Here is a 24,653-nt window from a genome sequence, read left to right as displayed (position 1 = left end):
TTCTCAACGGTAGACAGTCAGCGCCATGGCGCCGAACAGACAGGTAAACAGGCTCAGGCGCAACAACGCCGGGTGCCAGAAAAAACGGTACAGGTCGAACCCGGACAGGAACCGGTCCAGCGCCCAGGCAAGCGCTGCCGCGATGAAAAACATCAGGGTCATGGTCGGCATGTACACGCCGTGGAAGGCGATTTCACGAGGCATGTTCAAGTCCTTGTGGCTTGGCGCAGGCACTCGCATTGATGTAGCCGGCGAGCGGTGATTGCGGATCGAGCAGAGAGGTGCGGATGAAGTGCAGATAGCTTTTCACCCGGCGCAATGCCGAGGTGTCGAAGTGCGGGGCGAAGGGTTCGTCGGTGGACTGCACACGACTGATCGCGTGATCGACCGCGATCAGTGCGCGCTCGAGATTACTGCTGCCCGGTTGCAGGAACAGCCGTACCAGCGCACGCCCCATCACCCGGATCGACTGGCGCCATGGCTGGGATTCGGCATAGGCCGGATGCACCGGCAAAATCGCCTGCTCCTTGCGCAACTCGATGATCGCGTGGCCGACTTCCAGCACCACGAACATCCAGCGCAGCAAGTCCCGCTGCACTTGCGGCTGGCCTGCCGCGAAGCCATAAGCCTGATGTACCAGATCGCGGGTGCGGCTTTCGAAACTCGACGCCAGGCCCTTGAGTTTGCCGCTGATGGCGTACACCACCTGACCACGCAGGTCCTGCTCCAGCCGGCGCCACAGCCAGCGGCTGTTGGGCGGCAGGATGATCGCACCGGCCGCTGCGCACACCAGCATGCCCATCACCATGGCGATGTAGTCGTTGATGAAGGTGTAGGGGTTGTAGATCGTGAGGTTGTCCGGCACTGAACCGGTGCTGAAGAAGATCAGCAAACCCAGGCCGACACCGACATATTGCGGTCGCGATGTCAGGAACGAACCCAGCACGATCACCGGTGCGAGCATCACGCACAGCAATGGGAAGCCGTCGATCCACGGGAAAATGAAAAACATCTCGACGAAGCCGATCAGCGCCCCGAGCAATGTCCCGCACGCCATCTGGAAGGCCATGCGTTTCGGGTTCGGGGTAGCGGCGGACAGGCCCACGGTCGCGGCGGCGATCAGGGTCATGGTCGCACCGCTTGGCCAGGCGGTGGCCACCCAGTAGCTGCCCAGGACCACCAGGATGAACGACGCACGAATGCCCGACGCTGCCGCGGCCATCCAGTTGGTCTGCGGGGTGAACGGCTCGTCCCAGCGCTCCCGCTCGTGACTGTGATCGGCCAGGGAGGCGTGGGTCTGCGCATAACCGTGCAGGTCGTCGACGAAACGATAGAGCAGCTCGTAGGCGGTGTGGAAATCCAGCTGTTCGGCATCGCTCGGGTTGCTCTGCTGGAACGTCGCCCGCAGGCTGCGTACCCGCGCCGGCAAGCCTTCCTTGTAGGTGCTCAGCTCCGAGACCAGGCGCACCGCATCGGCACTGGTCAGGGCGCGACCGCTGAAGCCATCGAGCAACTCGGCGAGGTCCTGCAGACCCGGTTTGATCGCGGCCACGACCTGATCCGCCGCGCTGCTGCGCAGGCGTTCGAGCAACTGATGCAAGGCATTGAAGCGCGTGGTGATGCCCATGAACTCGCTGTTCAGACGACTGAGCCGGCCATTGCGCCGCCGCATGTGCGGGTCCTCAAAAACAGTGACGCTGCGCAAACCCTCCAGGCCCACGGCTTCGGCGATGAAACGCACATTGCCGGCCTCGAACGCCTCGCGCTGGCTGCGACCGCGCAAGCCGTCTGTGACGAACAGGGCGAACACGCCGAAGCGCTGATACAAGGCATTGCGCATCGCCGCGCTCGCCGATTGCGGCAGGATGGCGGCACTGACCAAGGTCGAACAGAGAATGCCCAGGGAGATTTCCAGCACCCGCCAGACCGCCGCCATGAACGCCCCCTCAGGATGGGCCAGCGCGGGCAAGCCGACCATCGCCGCGGTGTATCCGGCGAGGACGAAACCGTAGGCACGGAAGTTGCGGCAGCGGGCGGCGCCGGCCGTGCAGATACCGACCCAGATCGCCAGCGAACCGAGGAACAGTTCAGTGTTCTGCGCAAACAGGGCGATCAGCGCAACCATCACCGCCGACCCGGCCAGGGTGCCGAGAAATCGATAGAAACTCTTGGCGAACACCTGGCCGCTTTGCGGCTGCATGACGATGAACACAGTGATCATCGCCGTGCGCGGTTGCGGCAGCTCCAGGCGCATGGCCAGCCATAGCGTCAGGAACGCGGCGAACAGCACCTTGAAGATATAGACCCAGGTCACGCCGTCGCTGCGTGCCCAGTCGAAGAAACCCCGGCGCCATTCCAGGGAGTACAGCCAGCGCAAAGGGGCGGGCAAGGTGGTCATCAAATCCTGCTCAATAAATTCCAGTGAAACCCGGAACCTGTGGGAGCGAGCCTGCTCGCGAAGAGGGAGTTTCAGGCAGCATGAATGTCGTCTGACACACCGCCTTCGCGAGCAGGCTCGCTCCCACAGGGTTTGTGTTCAATGCAAAAGACTCGGGGTTTTCGGCGCCTGGGTCTGGCTGTCTTCCGGCACGTCGCTGCCAGCACCGAGACCTCCGCCCAACGCCGTCACCAACTCGGCATGGGCACTCAAACGCGCCGCCTGAACCTGCTGCTGCACTTGCTGCTGCTTGAACAGCAGGGTCTGGGCGTTAAGCACATTGAGATAGTCGGTCAGGCCACGCTGGTAGGCGATCATCGCGATGTCGTAGGTCTTCTGTGCAGTCGCCACCGACTCGGCGGCGAAGGCCTGCTGCTTGTCCATGGACTCGCGGCGGATCAATTGGTCAGAGATGTTTTTCAGGGCATTGACCAGCGTCTGGTTGTACTTGGCCACGGCGATGTCATAGCCGGCCGAGGCTTCGCCCAATTCCCCTCGCAAACGTCCGCCATCGAAGATCGGCAACGAAATTGCCGGCCCCACGCTGTAATTGAGCTTCTTGCCGGTCAGGAACTCCAGGGCGCCACCGCCGGTGGCCATGTAGCCAAGGCTGCCGACCAGATCGACGTTCGGGTAGAAACCGGCATGGGCAACATCGATGCCCCGCGCCTGCGCCGCCACTTGCCAACGGCTGGCAACCACGTCCGGGCGTTGACCGAGCAATTGCGCCGGCAGCGACGACGGCAGTTTCAGCGGCGCTCCCAGTGACAGGGTTGGTCGCTGCAACTGCGCGCCCTCCCCCGGGCCCTTGCCGGCGAGGGCGGCGAGCTGGTTGCGGCTCAAGGCGATTTCTTCGTCGAGGGCGTCGATCTGGCGATGGGTTTCCGGCAGCGGCGTCTCGGCCTGGCTGACTTCGAAATGGGTGCCGATGCCACCGTTCAGGCGTTTCTGCGCCAGCTCGAGAATCTGCTGCTGCTGCTTCAAGGTCGCTTCGGCGATGTCCCGCTGGGCGTACTGCAGCGACAACTCGATGTAGACCCGCACGATGTTGTCCTGCAATTCGAGCTGGGCCTGGCGCGCTTCGGCGACGGTCATGTGCGCCATGTCCACGGCGCGTTCGGTGGCATTGCTTTCCCGGCCCCAGAGGTCGAGGGCGTAACTGAAACCCAGTGCGGCGTTATTGTCCCAGGTGGTGCTGTTGGCCAGCTCGCCGGGGCCATAGAACTGGTCGGTCGGCCAGTTGTGGCGCTTGAGGGTCGTATCCCCATTGATTTGCAGCGACTCGGCCGCTTGCGCCACGCCGGCCAGGGACTTGGCCTGACGTACCCGGGCGGCGGCCATGGCCAGGCTCGGGCTGCCTTGCAGGGCGAGGTCGATCCAGCGATTCAGTTGTGGGTCGCCATAAGCTTGCCACCATTGTGCGGTGGGCCAGTGCGCATCTTGCGCGGCGCTCTGGATCGCTTCGTCGGTGGCCAGTGAATTGGCCTCCAGCGCCTTGCCCTGTGGGGCAATACCTCCGGTTCCGATGCAGCCGCTGATTGCCAGGGTTAAAGCCAAAACACTGAGCGGCTGAAGCGCTCTGCTGATGCGACGCGGCACTGCTGCGATTTCCTGAGGTGGGGTGTTCTTGAGGTGGACGCAATTCTATGGGGCGGCCTGAAGGGCGATAAGCCGGGATTCCTGTGATTCTTTGTTACCGTTAACGAGATAATCCGTAGGTAGGGGGTCACCGATCCCGAAACTTCGTGTCACAATTTGCCATCGCACCCGAGAGCACCCCATGGACACTTTGCAAAACATGCGCGCCTTCAGTTACGTGGCCGAGGCTGGCAGCTTCACCGCCGCCGCCGTGCAACTGGACACCACCACGGCCAACGTCTCGCGCGCGGTCTCCAACCTGGAAGCCCACCTGCAAACCCGCCTGCTCAACCGAACGACCCGCCGCATCGCCCTGACCGAAGCCGGCAAGCGCTATCTGCTGCGCTGCGAACAGATCCTGGCCTACGTCGAAGAAGCCGAAGCCGAGGCCAGCGACGCCCACGCGCGCCCGGCCGGACAACTGAAAGTGCACACCATGACCGGCATCGGCCAGCACTTCGTGATCGACGCCATCGCCCGCTACCGCAAGACCCACCCGGACGTGACCTTCGACCTGACCATGTCCAACCGCGTACCGGACCTGCTCGACGAAGGCTATGACGTGTCCATCGTCCTCGCCCGCGAACTGCCGGACTCGGGCTTCGTCTCCCAGCGCCTGGGCATCACCTACAGCATCGTTTGCGCCTCGCCGGCCTACGTCAAAGCCAATGGCTGCGCGCAAAAACCCAGCGACCTGCTCAACCACGCCTGCCTGCGCCTGGTCAGCCCGGTGATTCCCCTGGAAAAATGGGCCTTCGACGGTCCTGACGGCCAGGAAATGGTCACCATCAACAGCTCACCGTTCCTGGTGAACTCCGCCGACGCGATGAAATCCGCGATCATCAGCGGCATGGGCGTTGGCGTCCTGCCGCTGTACGCCGCGATAGAAGGCCTGCGCAACGGTACGCTGGTACGCGTGATGCCCAAGTACCGCTCGCAGGAGCTGAACCTGTATGCGATCTACCCGTCGCGCCAGTACCTGGATGCGAAGATCAAGACCTGGGTGGAATACCTGCGCGGGTCGTTGCCGGAATTGCTGGCAGCGCATCAGGCGGAATTGGCGGCGTATGAATTGAGCGGGAGCCTGGGCGGGGTTCGGGTGGCAAATTGAGTCACCCGCTCGCCGATTCAACCCCTGTAGGAGCGAGCATGCTCGCGATGACGCACTTACATTCAACATTTCAGTAACCAGATACACCGCTTTCGCGAGCAGGCTCGCTCCCACAGGGGGACGCGGTCGACTGTGGGAGCGAGCCTGCTCGCGAAGAGGCCGGAACGCCGGCTCCCAAACTGACAGCGCCGTCAGTTTGCCGTCACCCTCCTGACCGGCAAACAGGTTTATAAAGGAAACTACCCTTCGACCCAAAAACCAGCCCTGGCGCCCCACTCGCATGCGAATCCAGAAAAACCCCGCCCTGCTCGTCGCCCTTCTGATCGTCCTGGCAGCGCTTGGCCTGTGGTACGCGACCAAACCGGCCAAGGCCAGACTCGCCGCCCCCACCGCCATCCCCGTGCGCGTGGTCGCCGTCGCCGAAAAGGACGTCCCCCGCTTCGTCAGCGGCATCGGCTCGGTCCTGTCCCTGCACAGCGTCGTGGTGCGCCCACAAATCGACGGTATCCTCACCAGAATCATGGTCAAGGAAGGCCAACTGGTGAAAAAAGGCGACCTGCTGGCCACCATCGACGACCGCTCGATCCGCGCCAGTCTCGACCAGGCCCGGGCGCAACTGGGCGAAAGCCAGGCACAACTGCAAGTGGCGCTGGTCAACCTCAAACGCTACAAATTGCTCAGCGTCGACGACGGCGTGTCAAAGCAGACCTACGATCAGCAACAAGCGCTGGTCAACCAGCTCAAAGCCACCGCCCAAGGCAACCAGGCGTCGATTGACTCCGCCGAGGTGCAGCTTTCCTACACACAAATTAGCTCACCGGTCAGTGGTCGAGTCGGTATTCGCACAGTCGACGAAGGCAACTTCCTGCGCATGACCGACACCCAGGGTCTGTTCACCGTGACCCAGATCGATCCGATCGCCGTGGAATTTTCCCTGCCGCAGCAGATGCTGCCGACCTTGCAGGGACTGATCAACGATCCGCAGCGCGCCCAGGTCAAGGCCTACATCGGTGCCGACAGCGACGGCGAAACCGGCAACCTGCTCGGCGAAGGCCACTTGACCCTGATCGACAACCAGATCAACGCCAACACCGGCACCATCCGCGCCAAGGCTGAATTCGACAATTCGGCGCAGAAGCTCTGGCCGGGCCTGCTGGTGACGGTAAAGATTCAGACAGCCCTGGATAAAAATGCGCTGGTCGTACCGCCGAGTGTCGTACAGCGCGGCCTCGATCAACATTACGTCTACCGGCTCAAGGGCGACAAAGTCGAAACCGTGCCCGTGCAGATGGTCTATCAGGACAGCGGCTTGAACATCATCAAAGGCGTGCAGGCTGGCGATCAACTGGTCAGCGATGGCCAATCGCGCCTCAAGCCCGGTTCGGTGGTCCAGGTGCTGACCGATCCACCGCAAGTGGTGCAATCGGAGTCGACGCCATGAAGGGCCATGGCTCGATTTCAGCCTGGTGCATCGATCACCCGGTAGCAACCGTTCTGCTGACCTTTGCTTTGGTGCTGCTGGGTGCGATTGCGTTTCCGCGCCTGCCCATCGCGCCGCTGCCGGAAGCGGAATTCCCGACCATCCAGGTCGCCGCGCAACTGCCGGGCGCCAGCCCGGAAACCATGGCGTCGTCGGTAGCCACGCCCCTCGAAGTGCAGTTCAGCGCCATCCCCGGCGTGACCCAGATGACCTCGAGCAGTGCGCTCGGTTCGACCAACCTGACCCTGCAATTCACCCTCGAAAAAAGCATCGACACCGCCGCCCAGGAAGTCCAGGCAGCGATCAACACCGCCGCCGGCAAACTGCCCAAGGACATGCCGAACCTGCCGACCTGGCGCAAGGTCAACCCGGCCGACAGCCCGGTGCTGATCCTCAGCGTCAACTCCTCGCTGATGCCCGGCCCGGAGCTCAGCGACTTGGCGGAAACCCTGTTGTCCCGCCAGCTCAGTCAGGTCGACGGTGTGGGCCAGGTCTCCATCACCGGCCAGCAACGCCCGGCGATTCGCGTGCAAGTGTCTGCCGATAAACTGGCGGCGATCGGCCTGACCCTGGCCGACATCCGCCTGGCCATCCAGCAGACCAGCCTCAACCTGGCCAAAGGTGCGCTGTACGGCGAGTCGAGCATCTCGACCCTGTCCACCAATGACCAGTTGTTCCATCCCGACGAATACAGCCAGTTGATCGTTTCCTACAAGGATGGCGCACCGGTTCACCTCAAGGATGTCGCCAAAGTCGTCAACGGTTCGGAAGATGCCTACGTCCAGGCCTGGGCGGGCTCGCAACCGGGGGTCAACCTGGTGATATTCCGCCAGCCGGGGGCCAACATCGTCGAGACCGTGGACCGCATTCAGGCCGCGCTGCCGGCGCTGGAAGCCATGTTGCCCGCCTCGGTGCAGGTCAAGGTACTGATCGACCGCACCCAGACCATCCGCGCTTCGCTGCATGAAGTGGAAATCACCCTGCTGATCGCCATCATGCTGGTGGTGGCGGTGATGGCGTTGTTCCTGCGCCAGTTGTCGGCCACGCTGATCGTATCCGCGGTGCTCGGCGTGTCACTGATCGCCAGTTTCGCCCTGATGTATGTGATGGGTTTCAGCCTGAACAACCTGACGCTGGTGGCGATCGTGGTGGCCGTGGGGTTTGTGGTCGATGATGCGATCGTGGTGGTGGAGAACATTCACCGCCATCTGGAGGCCGGTGACGGCATGCGCGAGGCCGCGATCAAAGGCGCCGGCGAAATCGGCTTCACCGTGGTGTCGATCAGTTTCTCGCTGGTGGCAGCGTTCATTCCGCTGTTGTTCATGGGTGGCGTGGTCGGGCGGTTGTTCAAGGAATTCGCCCTGACCGCTACCTCGACCATCATGATTTCGGTGGTCGTGTCCCTGACGCTGGCGCCAACGCTGGCGGCGCTGTTCATGCGTGCGCCGGTGCATCACGCCCACGACAGACCGGGCTTCGGTGAACGCCTGGTGGCGTGGTACGAAAAAGGCCTGCGCCGCGCCCTCGCCCACCAGAAAGCGATGATCGGCGTATTCGCGTTATCGCTGGGTCTGGCCGTCGCCGGTTACATCTTCATTCCCAAGGGGTTCTTCCCGATACAGGACACCGGCTTTGTCCTCGGCACTACCGAAGCCGCTGCCGATATTTCCTATGGCGACATGGTGAAAAAACACCTGGCGATGGCCGAAATCGTCGCTGCCGATCCCGCTGTCGAAACCTTTTCACATTCCGTCGGTGTCTCGGGCAGTAACCAGACCATCGCCAACGGCCGGTTCTGGATCACCCTGAAAAAACGCGGCGACCGCGACGTCTCCGCCAGCCAGTTCATCGACCGGATTCGCCCGCAACTGATGAAAGTGCCGGGCATCGTCCTGTACCTGCGCGCCGGGCAGGACATCAACCTCAGCTCCGGCCCGAGTCGTGCGCAGTATCAATATGTCCTCAAGAGCAATGATGGCGCGACGCTCAGCACCTGGACCCAGCGCCTGACGGAAAAACTGCGCGCCAACCCGGCCTTCCGCGACATCTCCAATGACCTGCAACTGGGCGGCAGCATCACCCACATCAGCATCGACCGCAGCGCCGCCGCCCGCTTCGGCCTGACCGCCAGCGACGTCGATGAAGCCCTGTACGATGCCTTCGGCCAGCGTCAGATCAACGAGTTCCAGACCCAGATCAACCAGTACAACGTGATCCTGGAGCTGGACACCCGGCAGCGGGGCAAGGCCGAAAGCCTCAACTATTTCTACCTGCGCTCGCCCCTGAGCGGGGAAATGGTGCCGCTCTCGGCCCTGGCCAGGTTCGATGCACCGACCATCGGCCCGCTGTCCATCGCCCACGACGGCATGTTCCCCGCCGCCAACCTGTCGTTCAACCTGGCCCCCGGTGTGGCGTTGGGCGATGCGGTGATCATGCTCGACCAGGCCAAGGCCGACATCGGCATGCCGGCCGCCATCAGTGGCAATTTCCAGGGCGCGGCCCAGGCGTTCCAGAGCTCGCTGGCCAGCCAGCCGTGGCTGATCCTGGCGGCGCTGGTGGCGGTGTACATCATTCTCGGCGTGCTCTACGAGAGCTTCGTGCACCCGCTGACGATCATTTCGACCTTGCCTTCGGCGGGCCTCGGCGCGGTGATCATGCTGTGGATCTGCGGCCAGGACTTTTCGATCATGGCCTTGATCGGCCTGGTGCTGTTGATCGGTATCGTCAAGAAAAACGGCATCCTGATGATCGACTTCGCCCTCGAAGCGCAGCGCAATGGCGGGCTTTCACCTGAAGAAGCGATCTTCAAGGCCTGCATCACGCGCTTCCGGCCGATCATCATGACCACCCTCGCCGCCCTGCTCGGCGCCCTGCCGCTGATGCTCGGCTACGGCACCGGCGCCGAGTTGCGCCAACCCCTGGGGATCGCGGTGGTCGGCGGCCTGCTGGTGAGCCAGGCGCTGACGCTGTTCACCACCCCGGTCATATACTTGTGGCTGGAGCGGTTGTTTCATAGGCCCAAACCTTCGCCAGTACCGGCGCTGGCGACCACAGACTGAGGCGGGGTCATGCGCGTCCTGATTATCGAAGACGAGGAAAAGACCGCGGATTATCTGCACCGCGGCCTGACGGAACAGGGTTACACCGTGGACCTGGCGCGGGATGGGGTCGAAGGCCTGCACCTGGCGCTGGAGAGCGACTACGCGGTGATCGTCCTCGACGTGATGCTGCCGGGCCTCGACGGCTTCGGCGTGTTGCGCGCCCTGCGTGCGCGCAAGCAAACCCCGGTGATCATGCTCACCGCCCGCGAACGTGTGGAAGATCGCATCAAGGGCCTGCGTGACGGCGCCGATGATTACCTGGGCAAGCCGTTTTCCTTCCTTGAACTGGTGGCGCGCCTGCAAGCACTGACCCGGCGCAGCGGTGGTCATGAGCCGGTGCAAGTGAGCATCGCCGACCTGTGGATAGATTTGATCAGCCGCAAGGCGACCCGCGCCGGTACGCGCCTGGACCTGACCGCCAAGGAGTTCTCGCTGCTCAGTGTGCTGGCCCGGCGCCAGGGTGAAATCCTCTCGAAAACCGCCATTGCCGAGATGGTCTGGGACATCAATTTCGACAGCGACGCCAACGTCGTCGAGGTCGCGATCAAACGCCTGCGGGCCAAGCTGGACGGGCCGTTCGAAGAGAAATTGCTGCACACCATTCGCGGCATGGGGTATGTGCTGGAGAGCCGAGGTGTCCAGTAATTCAATCGCCCTGCGCCTGAGCGGGATGTTCACGCTGGTAGCGCTGCTGGTGTTCCTGCTGATCGGCTGGGCCTTGTACCAGCAGGTCGACAAAGGCCTTGGCCTGTTGCCCGAAGCCGAGCTGGATGCACGCTACAGCGTGCTCGAATCCACGGTCGGCCGTTACGGTACGCCCGAGCATTGGGTGAAGATCAACAACAAGCTCAACCTGCTGAGCGAGGAAGACAAGCGCATCAGTTTCTGGATCATCAGCGGCGATCCGCACTACGAATACGGCAACCTGACGCCACAGATCCGCGCCTTTGCCCAGGGGCCGCTGGGCACGCGCGACATGCGTCTGCCGGAACACCCGTATCCGCTGAAAGTGCTGGTCAGCGAGTTCCCGGCCAAGGACCAGCGCCCGCCCCTGCGCTTCATGATCGCCATCGATACCGAGACGTTTTTCCAGACCCAGCATCAACTGCTGATCGCGCTGATCAGCCTGGCGATCGTCGGCGTATTGCTGGCCTCGGCACTGGGTTACTGGGTGGCGCGGATCGGCCTCAAGCCGCTGATCAAGTTGTCCCAGGAAGCCCAGCGCCTGGCGCCGCCGTTGCGCTCGGGACGTTTGCGATTGTCGCCGCTGCCGCCGGAACTCGATCAGTTCGTCAGCTCGTTCAACTCAACCCTGGAACGGGTTGAGCAAGCCTACTCACGCCTTGAATCGTTCAATGCCGACGTCGCCCACGAACTGCGCTCGCCACTGACCAACCTGATCGGCCAGACCCAGGTCGCACTGACCCGCGGACGCTCCGCCGAACATTACTTCGAAGTGCTGCAATCGAACCTCGAGGAACTTGAACGATTGCGCTCGATCATCAACGACATGCTGTTCCTTGCCAGCGCCGATCAGGGCAGCAAGGCGACCAGGCTAATCACAACCTCGCTGGCCGATGAGGTGGCCACGACCCTGGAATATCTGGATTTCATTCTCGAAGACGCCCAGGTCCGGGTTGAGGTCAGTGGTGATGCGCAAGTGCGTATCGAGATCGCCCACCTGCGCCGGGCATTGATCAATCTGCTGAACAACGCGGTGCAGCACACCGCGCCCGGGCAGGTGATTCGGGTGCACATAGAAACCGCAGAGCACCAGGTCAGCATTGGCGTCGCCAACCCCGGCTCGCCGATCGACCGCGAACACCTGCCACGGCTGTTCGAGCGCTTCTACCGGGTCGATGCCTCGCGCAGCAACAGCGGCCACAACCATGGCCTTGGGCTGGCCATCGTCAAGGCTATTGCGTTGATGCATGGTGGGGATGTGTTTGTGCGCAGTGACCATGGGGTGAATACCTTCGGCATCCACCTCCCTGTCTGACACACAATATCTGTGGCGAGGGGGCTCGCCCCCGTTCGGCGGCGCAGCCGTCGTAAATTCGATACGCAAGGTGCTTCAGATAAATCGTGGTTGCAGTATTGGGGCCGCTGCGCTGCCCAACGGGGGCGAGCCCCCTCGCCACAGTGAATTTGCACTCACCGATCTTTGCTTTTGCCGTAACAGTCCTTTCATGAATCCGCTCTTTTTCCCCTCGCTTCATATCCTTATCTTTGCCCGCACCAAACAGCACTTGCCAAGCAAGAAGGTTTTAAAGATGTCCAACAGTATGGGTATTGCCAGCGCTTTCGTTTTGTCCTCTTTGTTCCTGTCACCGTTGGCGATGGCGGAAGAATCGCAGACGTTCGTCGCGCATAACGTCGCACGCGCCGCAGCGTTCGAAGAGCATCGGATCGAGATGACGGCCAAGGCTGTGCAAGACGCCCAAGCCCCGCAAGCCTCCAGCACGCAGACCCGCTCGGCGTCCGAGAAAGACAGTTGATCTGCACCTGCCACCCCTGATTTCCTTGACACTTTTCATCGGCTCTTCCCTTTGAAAAGTTGTCTCCAAAGCCGCTGCCGTCAGCGGCTTTTTTTATGCTGGCGAATCAGCCTTCATTGCAGTTTTCGCAACGAAAGCCACTGCCTCCCTGCCATTGCTCAATTGTTCGAGCAACAGGAACGATTCACGCGGCTGCTGCGTTTATGCAACTACGCTTACAACGTCCCTTTAGCAGACGTCAGCCCTATGACCCCAAGCCGCACCGCACATTTTCAAGGCCCGCCCGGGCGATCCGAGATTCTGGTGATCTTCGGCAGCACCCTGACTGTCATCTCGATCCTGTGCATTGTCACTTTCCTGCTGATCCGCGAACACGCCTACACCCAGCAGACCGCCACACGCAGCGCGACCACCATTGCGCAACTGATCGATGCCGATGTCCTGCGTACGGTCGAACTCTATGATCTGACCTTGCAAGGCCTGATTGCCGCCGCCCAACGGGACGACCTGAAACAGGTTTCGCCGCAGATACGTCATCTGGCGCTGTTCGACCGCTCCACCACCGCGCGCTACAAGGGTGACATTCTGCTGTTGGACAAACATGGCGACGTGCTGGCCGATTCCTCATTGATCGAACCCAAACCGGGCAATTTCGCTGACCGCGATTATTTCCTGGCCCACACCTTCAATCGCGACACCGGCATGTTTATCAGTCGACCCTTCAAACCGCGCTGCGACTGCGATGACAGCGACGAATGGCGCATCAGTTTCAGCCGGCGCATTTCCTCGCCCACGGGTGAGTTTATGGGAGTCGCCGTAGCCTCGATGCGCATGAGCTACTTCGATCAGCTGTTCAACAGCCTCGACATCGGCACCGGCAGTACGCTGGCCATCATCAACGATGATGGGATCCTCCTGGCGCAGAAACCGCACCGCGAACAAAACTCCATCGGCAAAAGCTTCTCGAGCAGGCCCAACGTCATCCGCATGCTGCAAGAGCGCAATGGCACCTTCGAAAGTGTGTCGAGCGTGGACCATCAACGGCGCCTGTACACCTTTTCCCGGGTCGGCAATCTGCCCCTGACCGTCATCGTCGCCCTTTCCATTGACGAGGTGTTCGCCACCTGGAAACGCACGGCCTATATGATCAGTGGCGCTACCGGGATTTTGTGCATCGGCTTGTTGTGGTTGACCTGGCTGCTCTGCCGCGAGCTGCGCCTGCGCCAATGTGCCGAGCAGGAACTGGCGCAACTGGCGGCCACCGATGCCTTGACCGGCGTGGCCAACCGTCGGTCCCTTGATCAGGCCTTGCGCCATGAATGGTTTCGGGCGCAACGCAGCGGCAGGCCGTTATCGTTGCTCATGATCGATGCCGATCACTTCAAGGCCTTCAATGATCGGCACGGGCATCAGGCTGGCGACGAAGCTTTACGGGCATTGGCCGAGGTCATCACCAGCAACGTCCATCGCCCCACAGACCTGGTGGCTCGCTATGGTGGCGAGGAGTTTTCGGTAGTACTGGCCGAAACTGACAGTAAAGGCGCGACGCAGATCGCCGAGCAGATCCGCGAGGCCGTACAAAAACTGCCGGTGGAGGCCGGTGAGCCGCCGATGAGCGTGAGTATCGGTATTGCCACCTGGACGGCTGCCAGCGATATCAATCTGGAGCAACTGCTGTTCGGTGCGGACAAGGCGCTGTATCAGGCCAAGGAAGGGGGACGCAATCGGGTGGTGTGTGCCGCGTAGGATTTTTTATTGGAAGGTCGGGCTGGCTCGCTCCCACATGGGAATGCAATCCACCGTGGGAGCGAGCCAGCTCGCGAAATCGGCCTGTCAGGCAGTAGAACATTCGAGAATAAAAAAAGGCCACCCGAAGGCAGCCTTTAAAAACTAGAGAGGTTTTTTGCTTACACGGCCGCAACCGGGCGCATGTAAGAGATCGGTGCAGTGCTGGCGTCTTCGAACGTCACGACTTCCCAGGCATCTGTCTGCTCAATCAACTTGCGCAGCAGCTGGTTGTTCAGTGCGTGGCCGGACTTGAAGCCCTTGAACTCACCAATCAGGCTATTGCCCAGCAGGTAGAGGTCACCAATTGCATCGAGAATCTTGTGCTTCACGAATTCGTCTTCGTAGCGAAGGCCGTCTTCGTTCAGTACGCCATCGGCGTCGACCACAATAGCGTTTTCAACACTGCCGCCGAGTGCGAGGTTGTGCTTGCGCAGGTACTCGATGTCACTCATGAAACCAAAGGTACGGGCGCGACTGACTTCTTTTACGAACGAAGTGCTGGAAAAATCCACGCTTGCACTTTGGGTGCGGTCACGGAAAACCGGGTGATCGAAATCGATTTCGAAGCTCACCTTGAACCCTTCGAAAGGGACGAAAGTAGCGCGCTTGTCGCCATCTTCCACTGTCACTTCACGCAGGATGCGAATGAACTTCTTGGCGGCGTCCTGTTCTTCCAGGCCAGCCGATTGGATCAGGAATACGAAAGGTCCGGCGCTACCATCCATGATCGGGACTTCGGACGCGGAGAGCTCGACGTAGGCGTTATCGATGCCCAGGCCTGCCATGGCCGAGAGCAGGTGCTCTACCGTGTCCACTTTGACGTCACCGTTAACGAGCGTGGTCGACATAGTGGTTTCACCAACGTTTTCCGCGCGGGCAGGAATCTGCACCACGGGATCGAGGTCGGCGCGACAAAACACAATGCCGGTGTCGACAGGCGCTGGCTTGAGGGTCAGGTAGACCTTCTCCCCGGAGTGCAGGCCGACACCTGTGGCACGGATAATATTCTTCAGGGTGCGTTGTTTAATCATGGCATGGGCCGCTTCAGCGCAAATTGCGAACTGGTATCAACAAAGGCTGGCGATGATAGCAGACCCGGCCTTTGCTGAACACCAATCACCCGAATACCCCTGATACATTTCATCAATCGGCCTGACGACGCAGGAAAGCCGGGATGTCCAGGTAGTCCAGGTCATCTTGCGGATTCATCTTCGCGGCAGTCGCAGCACCGGCCTGGGCCTGGTTGCGCATGACGGTCGGACGGTCCAGGTCACGGTAGTTCACTGCCGGGGCTTCCTGACGAGCAGGGGCCTGTTGTTGTGGCTGTGCAGTCATCGAGGTGTGGACGGTGTTGTCGATGACCTTCACAGGTTTCTCGATCTTGGCGCCAAGACCTGTGGCAACGACAGTCACGTGCAGCTCGTCGCGCATGTCCGGATCGATCACGGTACCGACCTTGACCATCGCGTGCTCGGAAGCGAACGCTTCGATGATGCTACCCACGTCGGAGTATTCACCCAGGGACAGGTCGGGACCTGCGGTGATGTTCACCAGGATGCCGCGAGCGCCCTGCAGGTTCACGTCTTCGAGCAGCGGGTTGCGGATGGCCGCTTCGGTGGCCTCGCGTGCACGGTTCGGACCGCTGGCGCAGCCAGTGCCCATCATCGCCATGCCCATTTCGCTCATGACGGTACGCACGTCGGCGAAGTCGACGTTGATCATGCCCGGACGCTTGATGATGTCGGAGATACCGCGAACGGCACCGGCCAGTACATCGTCAGCCTTGGCGAAAGCCGACAGCAGGCTTGCGTCTTTACCGAGGATGGTCAGCAGTTTCTCGTTGGGAATGGTGATCAACGAGTCGACGCTTTCGGAGAGCATGCGGATGCCTTCGTCGGCGATCTGCATACGCTTGCGGCCTTCGAACGGGAACGGACGAGTCACCACCGCAACGGTGAGGATGCCCATTTCCTTGGCCACTTCGGCGATGATCGGCGCAGCACCGGTACCGGTACCGCCGCCCATGCCGGTGGTGATGAACACCATGTTGGTGCCCTGCAGGACTTCGGCAATGCGCTCACGGTCTTCCAGAGCGGCTTGACGACCGACTTCAGGGTTGGCGCCCGCGCCCAGGCCCTTGGTCACGCCGGTACCCAGTTGCAGGATGGTCCGCGCACCGATGTTTTTCAGCGCTTGAGCATCGGTGTTGGCGCAGATGAACTCGACGCCTTCGATGTTGCTCTTGACCATGTGGTTGACAGCGTTGCCGCCGCCACCGCCGACACCGATAACTTTGATTACCGGGCTTGCGGGGATGTTGTCTACGAGTTCGAACATTTTCCCTCTCCTTTACATTCTCTAGTTTTTTCGCCTACTGCGTGCTTCGGTAAAACGGTGTTTCGGTAAATCTTCAGAAATTGCCCTGGACCCACTTCTTCAGGCGGTCCAGCAGCGGAGCCTGTGGCTCGTCATTGCTATAGCTTTCGCGGCTGCCGATGCCCGAGAACGAGATGCCGTCGGACTGCTTCTGCAGGCCGTACATCAACAGGCCGACGCCGGTGGAATAGATCGGGTTGCGCACTACGTCATCCAGACCTTTCACGCCGTGAGGCACACCCAGGCGCACCGGCATGTGGAAGATTTCCTCGGCCAACTCGGTAGCGCCTTCCATCTTCGACGTACCGCCGGTCAGCACGATGCCGGCCGGGATCAGGTCTTCGTAGCCGCTGCGACGCAGTTCGGCCTGGATCAGCGTGAACAGTTCGTCGTAGCGCGGCTCGACCACTTCGGCCAGGGCCTGGCGGGACAGCTCGCGCGGCGGACGGTCGCCAACGCTTGGCACCTTGATGGTTTCACCGGCACCGGCCAGTTTGGCCAGGGCGCAGGCGTAGCGGATCTTGATTTCTTCGGCGTACTGGGTCGGTGTGCGCAACGCCATGGCGATGTCGTTGGTCACCTGATCACCGGCAATCGGGATCACCGCGGTATGACGGATCGCGCCTTCGGTGAAGATCGCGATGTCGGTGGTACCGCCACCGATGTCCACCAGGCATACGCCCAGCTCTTTCTCGTCGTCGGTCAGTACCGAGTAGGCGGATGCCAGTTGCTCGAGAATGATGTCGTCGATTTCCAGACCGCAGCGACGCACGCACTTTTCAATGTTCTGTGCGGCATTGACGGCACAGGTAACCACGTGGACCTTGGCTTCCAGGCGCACGCCGGACATGCCCAGCGGCTCGCGGACGCCTTCCTGGTTATCGATGACGTAATCCTGCGGCAGGGTGTGCAGCACGCGCTGGTCAGCCGGGATCGCCACGGCCTGGGCTGCGTCGAGCACACGCTCAAGGTCCGCCGAGCTGACTTCGCGATCACGAATCGCCACGATGCCGTGGGAGTTCAGGCTGCGGATGTGATTGCCGGCCACGCCGACGAACGCCGAGTGAATGCGGCAACCCGCCATCAGCTGCGCTTCTTCGATGGCGCGCTGGATCGATTGCACGGTGGACTCGATGTTCACCACCACGCCTTTTTTCAGGCCACGGGACGGATGGGTGCCGATCCCGACGATATCCAGCGTGCCGTCGTCCGCGACCTCGCCCACCAGCGCCACCACCTTGGAGGTGCCGATATCGAGACCGACGATCATTTTGCCGCTTTGCACGTTTGCCATGGGTCCTGCCTCTTCTTAATTCTTCGCGACAGCGGGTTGGGCTGCCGTGGGCGCTACAGGTTCCCGCCAGCCAACAGCGAGGCCGTTGGCGTAGCGCAGATCGATGCGCGCAATGTTCGTAATCTGTTCTTTGAGCGTCTTGTCATAGATGGCAATGAAGCGGCGCATCTTTTCCACCAGGTTGCCGCGGCCGAGCAGCAGTTCGATTCCCGGGCCGGCACTGCCGGGACCGGTGGTCAGGAACCAGCTGCCACGTTCACGCAACTCCAGGCGTGCAATCGAGAAGCCCAGAGGCCGGAGCATCTGACTCAACACCTGGTACTGCTGCATCACCTGCTGCTGGGCCCGTTGTGGGCCGAACAACTGAGGCAAATGTTCGTAATTCGCCAACTCTCGCGGGGTAAAGGCCTGGCCCTGGTTGTTCAACAGCGATTCGTCGCCCCAACGGGCCACCGGCAGTTGTTCTTCCAGGCGGATCACCACTTGATCCGGCCACACCCTGCGCACTTCGGCATGGGCAATCCAAGGCATCTGTTCCAGCTCGGTGCGCATGCTCGCCAGGTCAATGGTGAAGAAGCTCGACGCCACGTACGGAGCGATTCGCTGCTGCACCGCTTGCTGGCTGATGTAGCTCAAGTCACCCTGCACGTTGATCCTGGTGATCGGCCGGTCGGCATACGGCAACAACCGCGTCGCGCCTTCGTAAGTACCGAACCCCAACGCCACCAGCAGCACCGGCCAGAACAACGCTTTGAGAAAACCGAAGTTGGCTTTCGGCAGGCGCACGGACATCGGCTCTTTGGCCACCATACGGCTGGCACCCCGTGGCACCGGCTTGCGGCCGGGCGATGCGGAGGGCTGATGTCTCAGCTGTGCGCCTTGCATGCTCTTAACCTCTTGGCTCTTTATTGCCGGCAACGCTCTCGGCCAGAATGGCCAGAACCAGTTGCTGGAAATCCAGACCGGCGGCACGGGCCGCCATCGGCACCAGGCTGTGATCGGTCATGCCCGGTGCGGTGTTGACTTCCAGGAACCAGAACTGCCCGTCGGCGTCCTGCATCACGTCTGCCCTGCCCCAACCGGCGATACCCAGCGCTTCACAGGCTTTCGCCGTGAGGTCCATGAGTTCCCGTTCCTTGGTGCTGTCCAGCCCGCACGGAATGCGGTACTGGGTATCGTTGGCGATGTACTTGGCGTCGTAGTCGTAGAAGCTGTGGGTCGTGCCCAGGGCAATCGGAGGCAACACCTGGTCACGCAGGGTGGCGATGGTGAACTCCGGACCGTGAATCCATTGCTCGACCAACACTTGCGAATCGTAGGTACTGGCCGCTTTCCATGCGTCGATCAACTCGGACGCAGAACTCACTTTGGCCATCCCGATACTTGAACCTTCATGGGCCGGTTTGACGATCAAAGGGAAGCCCAGTTCCGTCGCTGCCGAAATACAATCGGCCTCGCTAGCGAGTACCGCGTGACGTGGCGTCGGAATGCCCAGGCTGTGCCAGACCTGCTTGGTGCGCAGTTTGTCCATGGCCAGGGCCGATGCCAGGATGCCACTGCCGGTATACGGAATGCCCAGGCATTCGAGCAGGCCCTGCATACTGCCGTCTTCACCGCCACGCCCGTGGAGAACGATGAAGGCGCGGTCGATCTTTTCGTTCAGCAGGCGCTGCAGCAGGTCGTCGCCCACGTCGAGGCCGAAGGCGTCTACACCGGCGCTTTGCAGTGCGTCGAGAACAGCGTTGCCCGACTTCAGGGAAACCTCGCGCTCGGCACTCTTGCCGCCGAACAGCACGGCGACGCGGCCGAAGTCTTTCGGCGCGATCGTGGAGAACAGGTTGGCGTAGGCAGCAGTCATTTCAACTTCCCCTTCTCCGGCGCGGCAACGGCACCGGCGAACAACTCGCTTTTCAACAGTTTTGGTGCAAGACCGCCGATATCACCGGCGCCCTGGCACAGCAGGATGTCGCCGGCGCGCAGCATCGGCTTGACCACTGGCGCAAGATCGACCCCACGCTCGATATAGATCGGGTCGAGCTGACCACGCTGGCGGATGCTGTTGCACAGCTTGCGGCTGTCGGCGCCCGGGATCGGCTCTTCGCCGGCCGGGTAGACTTCCATCAGCAACAGTACGTTGGCGTCGGCCAGTACATTGACGAAATCGTCGTACAAATCACGGGTGCGGCTGTAACGGTGCGGCTGGTAGACCATCACCAGGCGGCGCTCCGGCCAGCCACCGCGTACGGCCTTGATCACGGCCGCGACTTCCGTCGGGTGGTGACCGTAGTCATCGACCAGCATCACGTTGCCGCCATCCACCGGCAGTTCGCCGTAGACCTGGAAGCGTCGGCCGACTCCCTGGAACCCGGACAGGCCCTGGACGATGGCTTCATCGCTGACGCCCTCGTCAGTGGCAATGCAAATGGTCGCCAGTGCATTCAATACGTTGTGGTTGCCCGGCATGTTGACCGAAACGTCCAGCGGCTCGCGGTCCGGGCGCAGCACGGTGAAGAAGGTCTGCATGCCTTGCTGGCGCACGTTGATGGCGCGCACGTCGCAGTCTTCGCCGAAGCCATAGGTGACGGTCGGGCGTTTGACCAATGGCAGGATTTCTCGCACCACCGGATCGTCCAGGCACACCACCGCCAGACCGTAGAAAGGCAGGTTGTGCAGGAATTCGACGAAGGTTTTCTTCAGTTTGTTGAAGTCACCGTCATAGGTCGCCATGTGATCGGCGTCGATGTTGGTCACCACGGCCACCAACGGCTGCAAGTGCAGGAAGCTGGCATCGCTTTCGTCGGCCTCGGCGATCAGGTAACGGCTGGTGCCGAGCTGGGCATTGGTACCCGCGGCATTCAGGCGTCCACCGATCACGAATGTCGGGTCCAGGCCACCGGCGGCGAACACAGAGGCGATCAGGCTGGTGGTCGTGGTTTTGCCGTGGGTACCGGCAACGGCGATACCGTGGCGATAACGCATCAGCTCAGCCAGCATCTCTGCACGTGGCACCACCGGAATACGGCGCTCCAGCGCGGTAGCGACTTCCGGGTTGGACGTGTTCACGGCACTCGACACCACCAGTACATCGGCAGCCGCGGCGTTCTCCGCGCGGTGGCCGATGAAGATCTGCGCCCCGAAGGACTCCAGGCGCTCGGTCACCGGCGAAGCCTTCAGGTCGGAACCGGAAACGGCATACCCCAGGTTCAGCAAAACCTCGGCAATCCCACACATGCCCACACCGCCGATACCGACGAAGTGGATACGACGGATACGACGCATTTCCGGGTGCGGCATGGCTTTCTGACTCTCAACCATGGGCCACCTCCAGGCAGCTATCGACAACGTTGCGGGTGGCATCGGGTTTGGCCAGGCGGCGTGCCGCGGTAGCCATTTCGTTGAGTCGTTGTGGTTGCATCAGGACCTCTGTCAGGCGCGCGGCAAGATCCGCTGCACCGGTCGTTCTTTGCGGCATCAGGAAGGCTGCGCCTTCACGGGCCAAATATTCGGCGTTGCGGGTCTGGTGATCGTCGATGGCGTGGGGCAAAGGCACCAGCATCGAGGGCAGACCGGCGGCGGCCAGTTCACTGATGGTCAGCGCGCCTGCGCGACATACCACCAGGTCGGCCCAGCTGTAGGCTTGGGCCATGTCTTTGATGAAGGGCTGCACCTGCGCCTCGACGCCAGCCGCGCGATAGCGCTCTGCAGTCACTTCATCGTGGTTTTTGCCGGCCTGATGGAACACTTCCGGACGCAAATCGGCAGCGACTTGCGACAGGGCTTCAGGCAGCAACTTGTTCAACGGTTCTGCGCCCAGGCTTCCGCCCAGGATCAGCAATCGCGCCTTGCGACCCGCCAGGGCAGGTCGCGATGTCTCGAGGAACAGCTCGGTGCGCACCGGATTACCAGTGGTCCGGCGGCTGTCCGACAGGGTAAAGGTGTCGGGGAACGCTTCACAGACCCGGGCGGCCAACGGCACCAGCAACCGATTGGCGGTACCGGCCACGGCGTTCTGTTCGTGAACGATCACCGGCACGCCGGCCAATTTGGCCGCGACACCGCCAGGACCGGTCACAAAGCCACCAAAGCCTACGACGCAGACCGGTTGCAGACGACGAATGATCGCCCGTGCCTGCCACACCGACTTGAACAACATGAACGGTGCCTTGAGCAGCGACAGTTTGCCCTTGCCGCGCAGGCCGCTGGCGTTGATCCGATGCAGTTCGATACCCGCCGCAGGCACCAGATCGTTCTCGATGCCACGCGGAGTACCGAGCCAGTGCACGGTATAGCCACGCGCCTGGAATTCGCGGGCACAGGCCAGCGCCGGGAACACGTGACCACCGGTGCCGCCAGCCATGATCATCACGTTAGCGCCCATGGTGCGGCTCCTCGGCGAAGTCGCTCTCATGGAACTCCATCTCCTCGCTACCCAGGTGGGTTCGACTTTCCCACTCGATGCGCAGCAACAAGCCAAGACAGGCGCAGCAGATCACCAACGAACTGCCGCCGTAACTGAGGAACGGCAAGGTCAGGCCCTTGGTCGGCAGCAGTCCGACGTTCACGCCGATATTGATCAGGAATTGACCAATCCACAGGAAGGACAAACCGTAGGCGACATAAGCCGCAAAAAACTGCTTGGCTTTCTCGGCCCACAAGCCAATGTACATGCCACGAATACACACGAAGACGAACAGAGCCACGGTGCACAAGGACCCCACCGCGCCCAGTTCTTCAGCCAGGACCGAAAACACGAAGTCGGTGTGGGCTTCCGGCAGATAGAACTGTTTCTGCACGCTGTTGCCCAGGCCGACACCCAGCCATTCGCCGCGACCGAAGGCGATCAATGCCTGGGACAACTGATAGCCGGCACCGAACTGGTCGGCCCACGGGTCGGCGAAGTTGGTCAGACGCGCCATTCGATAGGGCTGCATTTGAATCAGCAGCACCACCGCACCGACAGCCAGCACCACCATCAGGGAAAACCGGAACAGCCCGACGCCGCCAAGAAACAGCATCGCTGCCGCAGCGCCCATCATCACGACGGTAGCCCCGAAGTCCGGCTCCATCAGCAGCAGGCCCGCCATCGGCAGCAGCACGATGAACGGCTTGAAGAAGCCCATCCAGCTTTCCCGCACTTCTTTCTGGCGGCGCACCAGATAACCGGCGAGGTAGATCACCACGAACACCTTGGCGATCTCGGAAGGCTGAACGTTGAAGAAGCTGAAACCGATCCAGCGCATCGAACCGTTAACCTCACGGCCGATTCCCGGAACGATCACCATCACCAGCAAGCCGAACGCCCCCAGCAGCATCAACCAGCCCAGGCGTTGCCAGGTGGCAATCGGGATCATCATGGTGACGATGCAGGCGCCCAGGCCCAGCACCACGTAGATAAGGTGGCGAATCATGTAATACAGGGCGCTGCCCGACTGCACGGCCGCCACTTCGGTCGATGCCGAGGCAATCATGATCAGCCCCAGGCCGAGCAGCGTCAGGCAACCGGCGAGCATCGGGAAATCGAGGTCGATTCCGCGTCCGGTAATGATCGGCGATGGGAATGGCTTGATGATGCCTCTCAGACTCATGCCAGATCCTCCACCGCTTGGACGAACTGGTGACCACGGTCTTCGTAGTTCTTGAACATGTCGAAACTGGCGCAGGCTGGCGACAGCAGCACCACGTCGCCCGGCTGGGCCGCGGCGCGGCATTGCTCGACGGCTTCGACCAGGGAACTGGCGCGGATCAGCGGTACGGCATCACCGATGGCCTCGCCGATCTTGTCGGAATCGCGACCCATCAAGACCACGGCGCGGCAGTTGGCCGCCACCGGATCGCGCAAGTCCTTGAACTCGGCACCCTTGCCATCGCCACCGGCGATCAGCACGATCTTGCCGTCGATGTCCGCGCCCAGGCCTTCGATGGCCGCCAGTGCGGCGCCGACATTGGTAGCCTTGGAATCGTTGTAGTAGCCCACGCCGTCGAGGTCACGGACCCACTGGCAACGATGCTCGAGACCGGCAAAGGTGCGCAGGCTCGACAGCATGGCATCGAACGGCAGGCCGACCGCATGGCCCAGGGCCAGGGCTGCCAGGGCGTTGGACTGATTGTGGGCGCCGCGAATCTTCAATTCGCGCACCGGTATCAGGTTCTGGAACTCGAAGGCCAGGTATTTCTCGCCTCCTTCTTCACGGATACCAAACGCTTTGAAATCGGGTTTGTTCAGGCCGAAAGTCCAGCACGGCTGGCCCTCGCCCATCAACGGACGGCTCAGGGCATCGTGACGATTGACCACAAACTGCCTGGCGCCACGGAAGATCCGGTGCTTGGCCAGGTGATAGGCCGGCAGACCGCTGTAACGGTCCATGTGGTCTTCGCTGATGTTGAGCACGGTCGCCACTTCGGCGTTGAGTTGGTCGGTGGTTTCCAGCTGGAAGCTCGACAGCTCCATCACGTACAACTCGATGTCGTCGCTCAGCAGATCCAGCGCCGGGGTGCCGAGGTTGCCGCCGACGGCCACGCGCTTGCCAGCCGCAGCAGCCATCTCGCCAACCAGGGTGGTAACGGTGCTTTTTGCGTTGGAGCCAGTGATGGCCACGATCGGCGCCTTCGCGTTACGCGCGAACAGCTCGATGTCACCGGACAATTTCACGCCACGGGCAGCGGCGGCCTGCAGGGCCGGGGTCGCCAGCGCCAGGCCCGGGCTCACGTAGAGCTCGTCGGCACGGCACAGGAACTCGACGTCCAGTTCGCCACAACGCACTTCCACGTGCGGATAGTCACGCTTGAGCGTGGCCAGTTCCGGTGGATTTTCCCGCGTATCGGCCACGGCAAACGCCACGCCCCGGTTCGCCAGGAAGCGAACCAGGGACATGCCGCTCTTGCCGAGGCCGACAACGATGCGGAAGTGGTCAGAAGCGATCAGGGACACGG

Annotated in this window: 19 protein-coding genes; 7 read left to right on the top strand and 12 right to left on the bottom strand. The window is 61.7% G+C overall.

From position 1 onward, the window contains the following. Positions 1-3: 3 nt before the first annotated feature. From CAG47_RS06465 to CAG47_RS06455, 3 genes are all read right to left on the bottom strand, one after another. Positions 4-204 (bottom strand): DUF1656 domain-containing protein, encoded by a 201-nt coding sequence (locus CAG47_RS06465; RefSeq protein WP_015096751.1) that lies wholly within the window; start codon positions 202-204, stop codon positions 4-6. Continuing rightward, positions 194-2,398, bottom strand: coding sequence for an FUSC family protein (locus CAG47_RS06460; RefSeq protein WP_085724082.1), 2,205 nt, complete (start codon positions 2,396-2,398; stop codon positions 194-196). The genes CAG47_RS06465 and CAG47_RS06460 overlap by 11 nt, the downstream gene beginning before the upstream one ends. 138 nt (positions 2,399-2,536) lie before the next feature. Next, positions 2,537-4,036 carry an efflux transporter outer membrane subunit gene (locus CAG47_RS06455; RefSeq protein WP_085724081.1) on the bottom strand — a complete coding sequence of 500 codons (1,500 nt, stop codon included), beginning with the start codon at positions 4,034-4,036 and terminating at the stop codon, positions 2,537-2,539. Positions 4,037-4,217: 181 nt separating this feature from the next. Between CAG47_RS06455 and CAG47_RS06450 the strand changes: the two genes are divergently transcribed. The 7 genes from CAG47_RS06450 to CAG47_RS06420 all read left to right on the top strand — a co-directional run bounded on the left by CAG47_RS06450 (position 4,218) and on the right by CAG47_RS06420 (position 14,011). Continuing rightward, positions 4,218-5,186 (top strand): LysR family transcriptional regulator, encoded by a 969-nt coding sequence (locus CAG47_RS06450; protein WP_085724080.1) that lies wholly within the window; start codon positions 4,218-4,220, stop codon positions 5,184-5,186. A 280-nt stretch (positions 5,187-5,466) separates the two neighbouring features. After that, on the top strand, positions 5,467-6,627 hold the full coding sequence (locus tag CAG47_RS06445) for an efflux RND transporter periplasmic adaptor subunit (protein WP_085724079.1): 1,161 nt from the start codon (positions 5,467-5,469) through the stop codon (positions 6,625-6,627). Further along, on the top strand, positions 6,624-9,725 hold the full coding sequence (locus CAG47_RS06440; RefSeq protein WP_085724078.1) for a multidrug efflux RND transporter permease subunit: 3,102 nt from the start codon (positions 6,624-6,626) through the stop codon (positions 9,723-9,725). The genes CAG47_RS06445 and CAG47_RS06440 overlap by 4 nt, the downstream gene beginning before the upstream one ends. A gap of 9 nt (positions 9,726-9,734) precedes the next feature. Beyond that, on the top strand, positions 9,735-10,412 hold the full coding sequence (locus tag CAG47_RS06435) for a heavy metal response regulator transcription factor (protein ID WP_033056445.1): 678 nt from the start codon (positions 9,735-9,737) through the stop codon (positions 10,410-10,412). Then, complete coding sequence (locus CAG47_RS06430; RefSeq protein ID WP_085724077.1) at positions 10,402-11,766, top strand: heavy metal sensor histidine kinase; 1,365 nt, start codon at positions 10,402-10,404, stop codon at positions 11,764-11,766. The genes CAG47_RS06435 and CAG47_RS06430 overlap by 11 nt, the downstream gene beginning before the upstream one ends. Positions 11,767-12,040: 274 nt before the next feature. Then, on the top strand, positions 12,041-12,265 hold the full coding sequence (locus CAG47_RS06425) for a hypothetical protein (RefSeq protein ID WP_085724076.1): 225 nt from the start codon (positions 12,041-12,043) through the stop codon (positions 12,263-12,265). Between the two features lie 246 nt (positions 12,266-12,511). After that, entirely contained in the window at positions 12,512-14,011 is a 1,500-nt protein-coding gene (locus tag CAG47_RS06420; RefSeq protein WP_085724075.1) for a GGDEF domain-containing protein, read from the top strand. Positions 14,012-14,172: 161 nt separating this feature from the next. On the opposite strand, the gene lpxC is transcribed toward CAG47_RS06420, so the two are convergent. The 9 genes from lpxC to murD all read right to left on the bottom strand — a co-directional run bounded on the left by lpxC (position 14,173) and on the right by murD (position 24,651). Next, entirely contained in the window at positions 14,173-15,084 is a 912-nt protein-coding gene (gene lpxC / locus CAG47_RS06415; protein ID WP_007939852.1) for a UDP-3-O-acyl-N-acetylglucosamine deacetylase, read from the bottom strand. 112 nt (positions 15,085-15,196) lie between these two features. Next, positions 15,197-16,390, bottom strand: a complete 1,194-nt coding sequence (gene ftsZ / locus CAG47_RS06410; protein WP_085724074.1) for a cell division protein FtsZ — start codon at positions 16,388-16,390, stop codon at positions 15,197-15,199. 73 nt (positions 16,391-16,463) lie between these two features. After that, on the bottom strand, positions 16,464-17,723 hold the full coding sequence (ftsA, locus tag CAG47_RS06405; RefSeq protein WP_085724073.1) for a cell division protein FtsA: 1,260 nt from the start codon (positions 17,721-17,723) through the stop codon (positions 16,464-16,466). 15 nt (positions 17,724-17,738) lie between these two features. Next, positions 17,739-18,608: a cell division protein FtsQ/DivIB gene (locus CAG47_RS06400; protein ID WP_085724072.1), complete on the bottom strand. Its 870-nt coding sequence runs from the start codon at positions 18,606-18,608 to the stop codon at positions 17,739-17,741. Positions 18,609-18,612: 4 nt separating this feature from the next. After that, positions 18,613-19,581 carry a D-alanine--D-alanine ligase gene (locus tag CAG47_RS06395; protein ID WP_085724071.1) on the bottom strand — a complete coding sequence of 323 codons (969 nt, stop codon included), beginning with the start codon at positions 19,579-19,581 and terminating at the stop codon, positions 18,613-18,615. Next, a complete protein-coding gene (murC, locus tag CAG47_RS06390) occupies positions 19,578-21,038 on the bottom strand; it encodes a UDP-N-acetylmuramate--L-alanine ligase (RefSeq protein WP_085724070.1) in 1,461 nt (486 codons plus the stop codon). Before murC ends, CAG47_RS06395 begins: the two co-directional genes overlap by 4 nt. Beyond that, positions 21,031-22,101, bottom strand: a complete 1,071-nt coding sequence (gene murG / locus CAG47_RS06385; RefSeq protein WP_046041926.1) for an undecaprenyldiphospho-muramoylpentapeptide beta-N-acetylglucosaminyltransferase — start codon at positions 22,099-22,101, stop codon at positions 21,031-21,033. The genes murC and murG overlap by 8 nt, the downstream gene beginning before the upstream one ends. Continuing rightward, a complete protein-coding gene (ftsW, locus tag CAG47_RS06380; RefSeq protein ID WP_085724069.1) occupies positions 22,091-23,308 on the bottom strand; it encodes a putative lipid II flippase FtsW in 1,218 nt (405 codons plus the stop codon). Before ftsW ends, murG begins: the two co-directional genes overlap by 11 nt. After that, the gene (gene murD, locus CAG47_RS06375; RefSeq protein WP_085724068.1) at positions 23,305-24,651 is read right to left on the bottom strand and encodes a UDP-N-acetylmuramoyl-L-alanine--D-glutamate ligase; all 1,347 of its coding nucleotides are present in this window, start codon (positions 24,649-24,651) and stop codon (positions 23,305-23,307) included. Before murD ends, ftsW begins: the two co-directional genes overlap by 4 nt. Between the last annotated feature and the right edge of the window lie 2 nt (positions 24,652-24,653).

It is taken from the genome of Pseudomonas sp. R37(2017) (assembly GCF_002113375.1).
GTDB lineage: Bacteria > Pseudomonadota > Gammaproteobacteria > Pseudomonadales > Pseudomonadaceae > Aquipseudomonas.
Note: the sequence above shows the minus strand (reverse complement) of the source record. Positions and strands in the feature narration are given on the sequence as shown.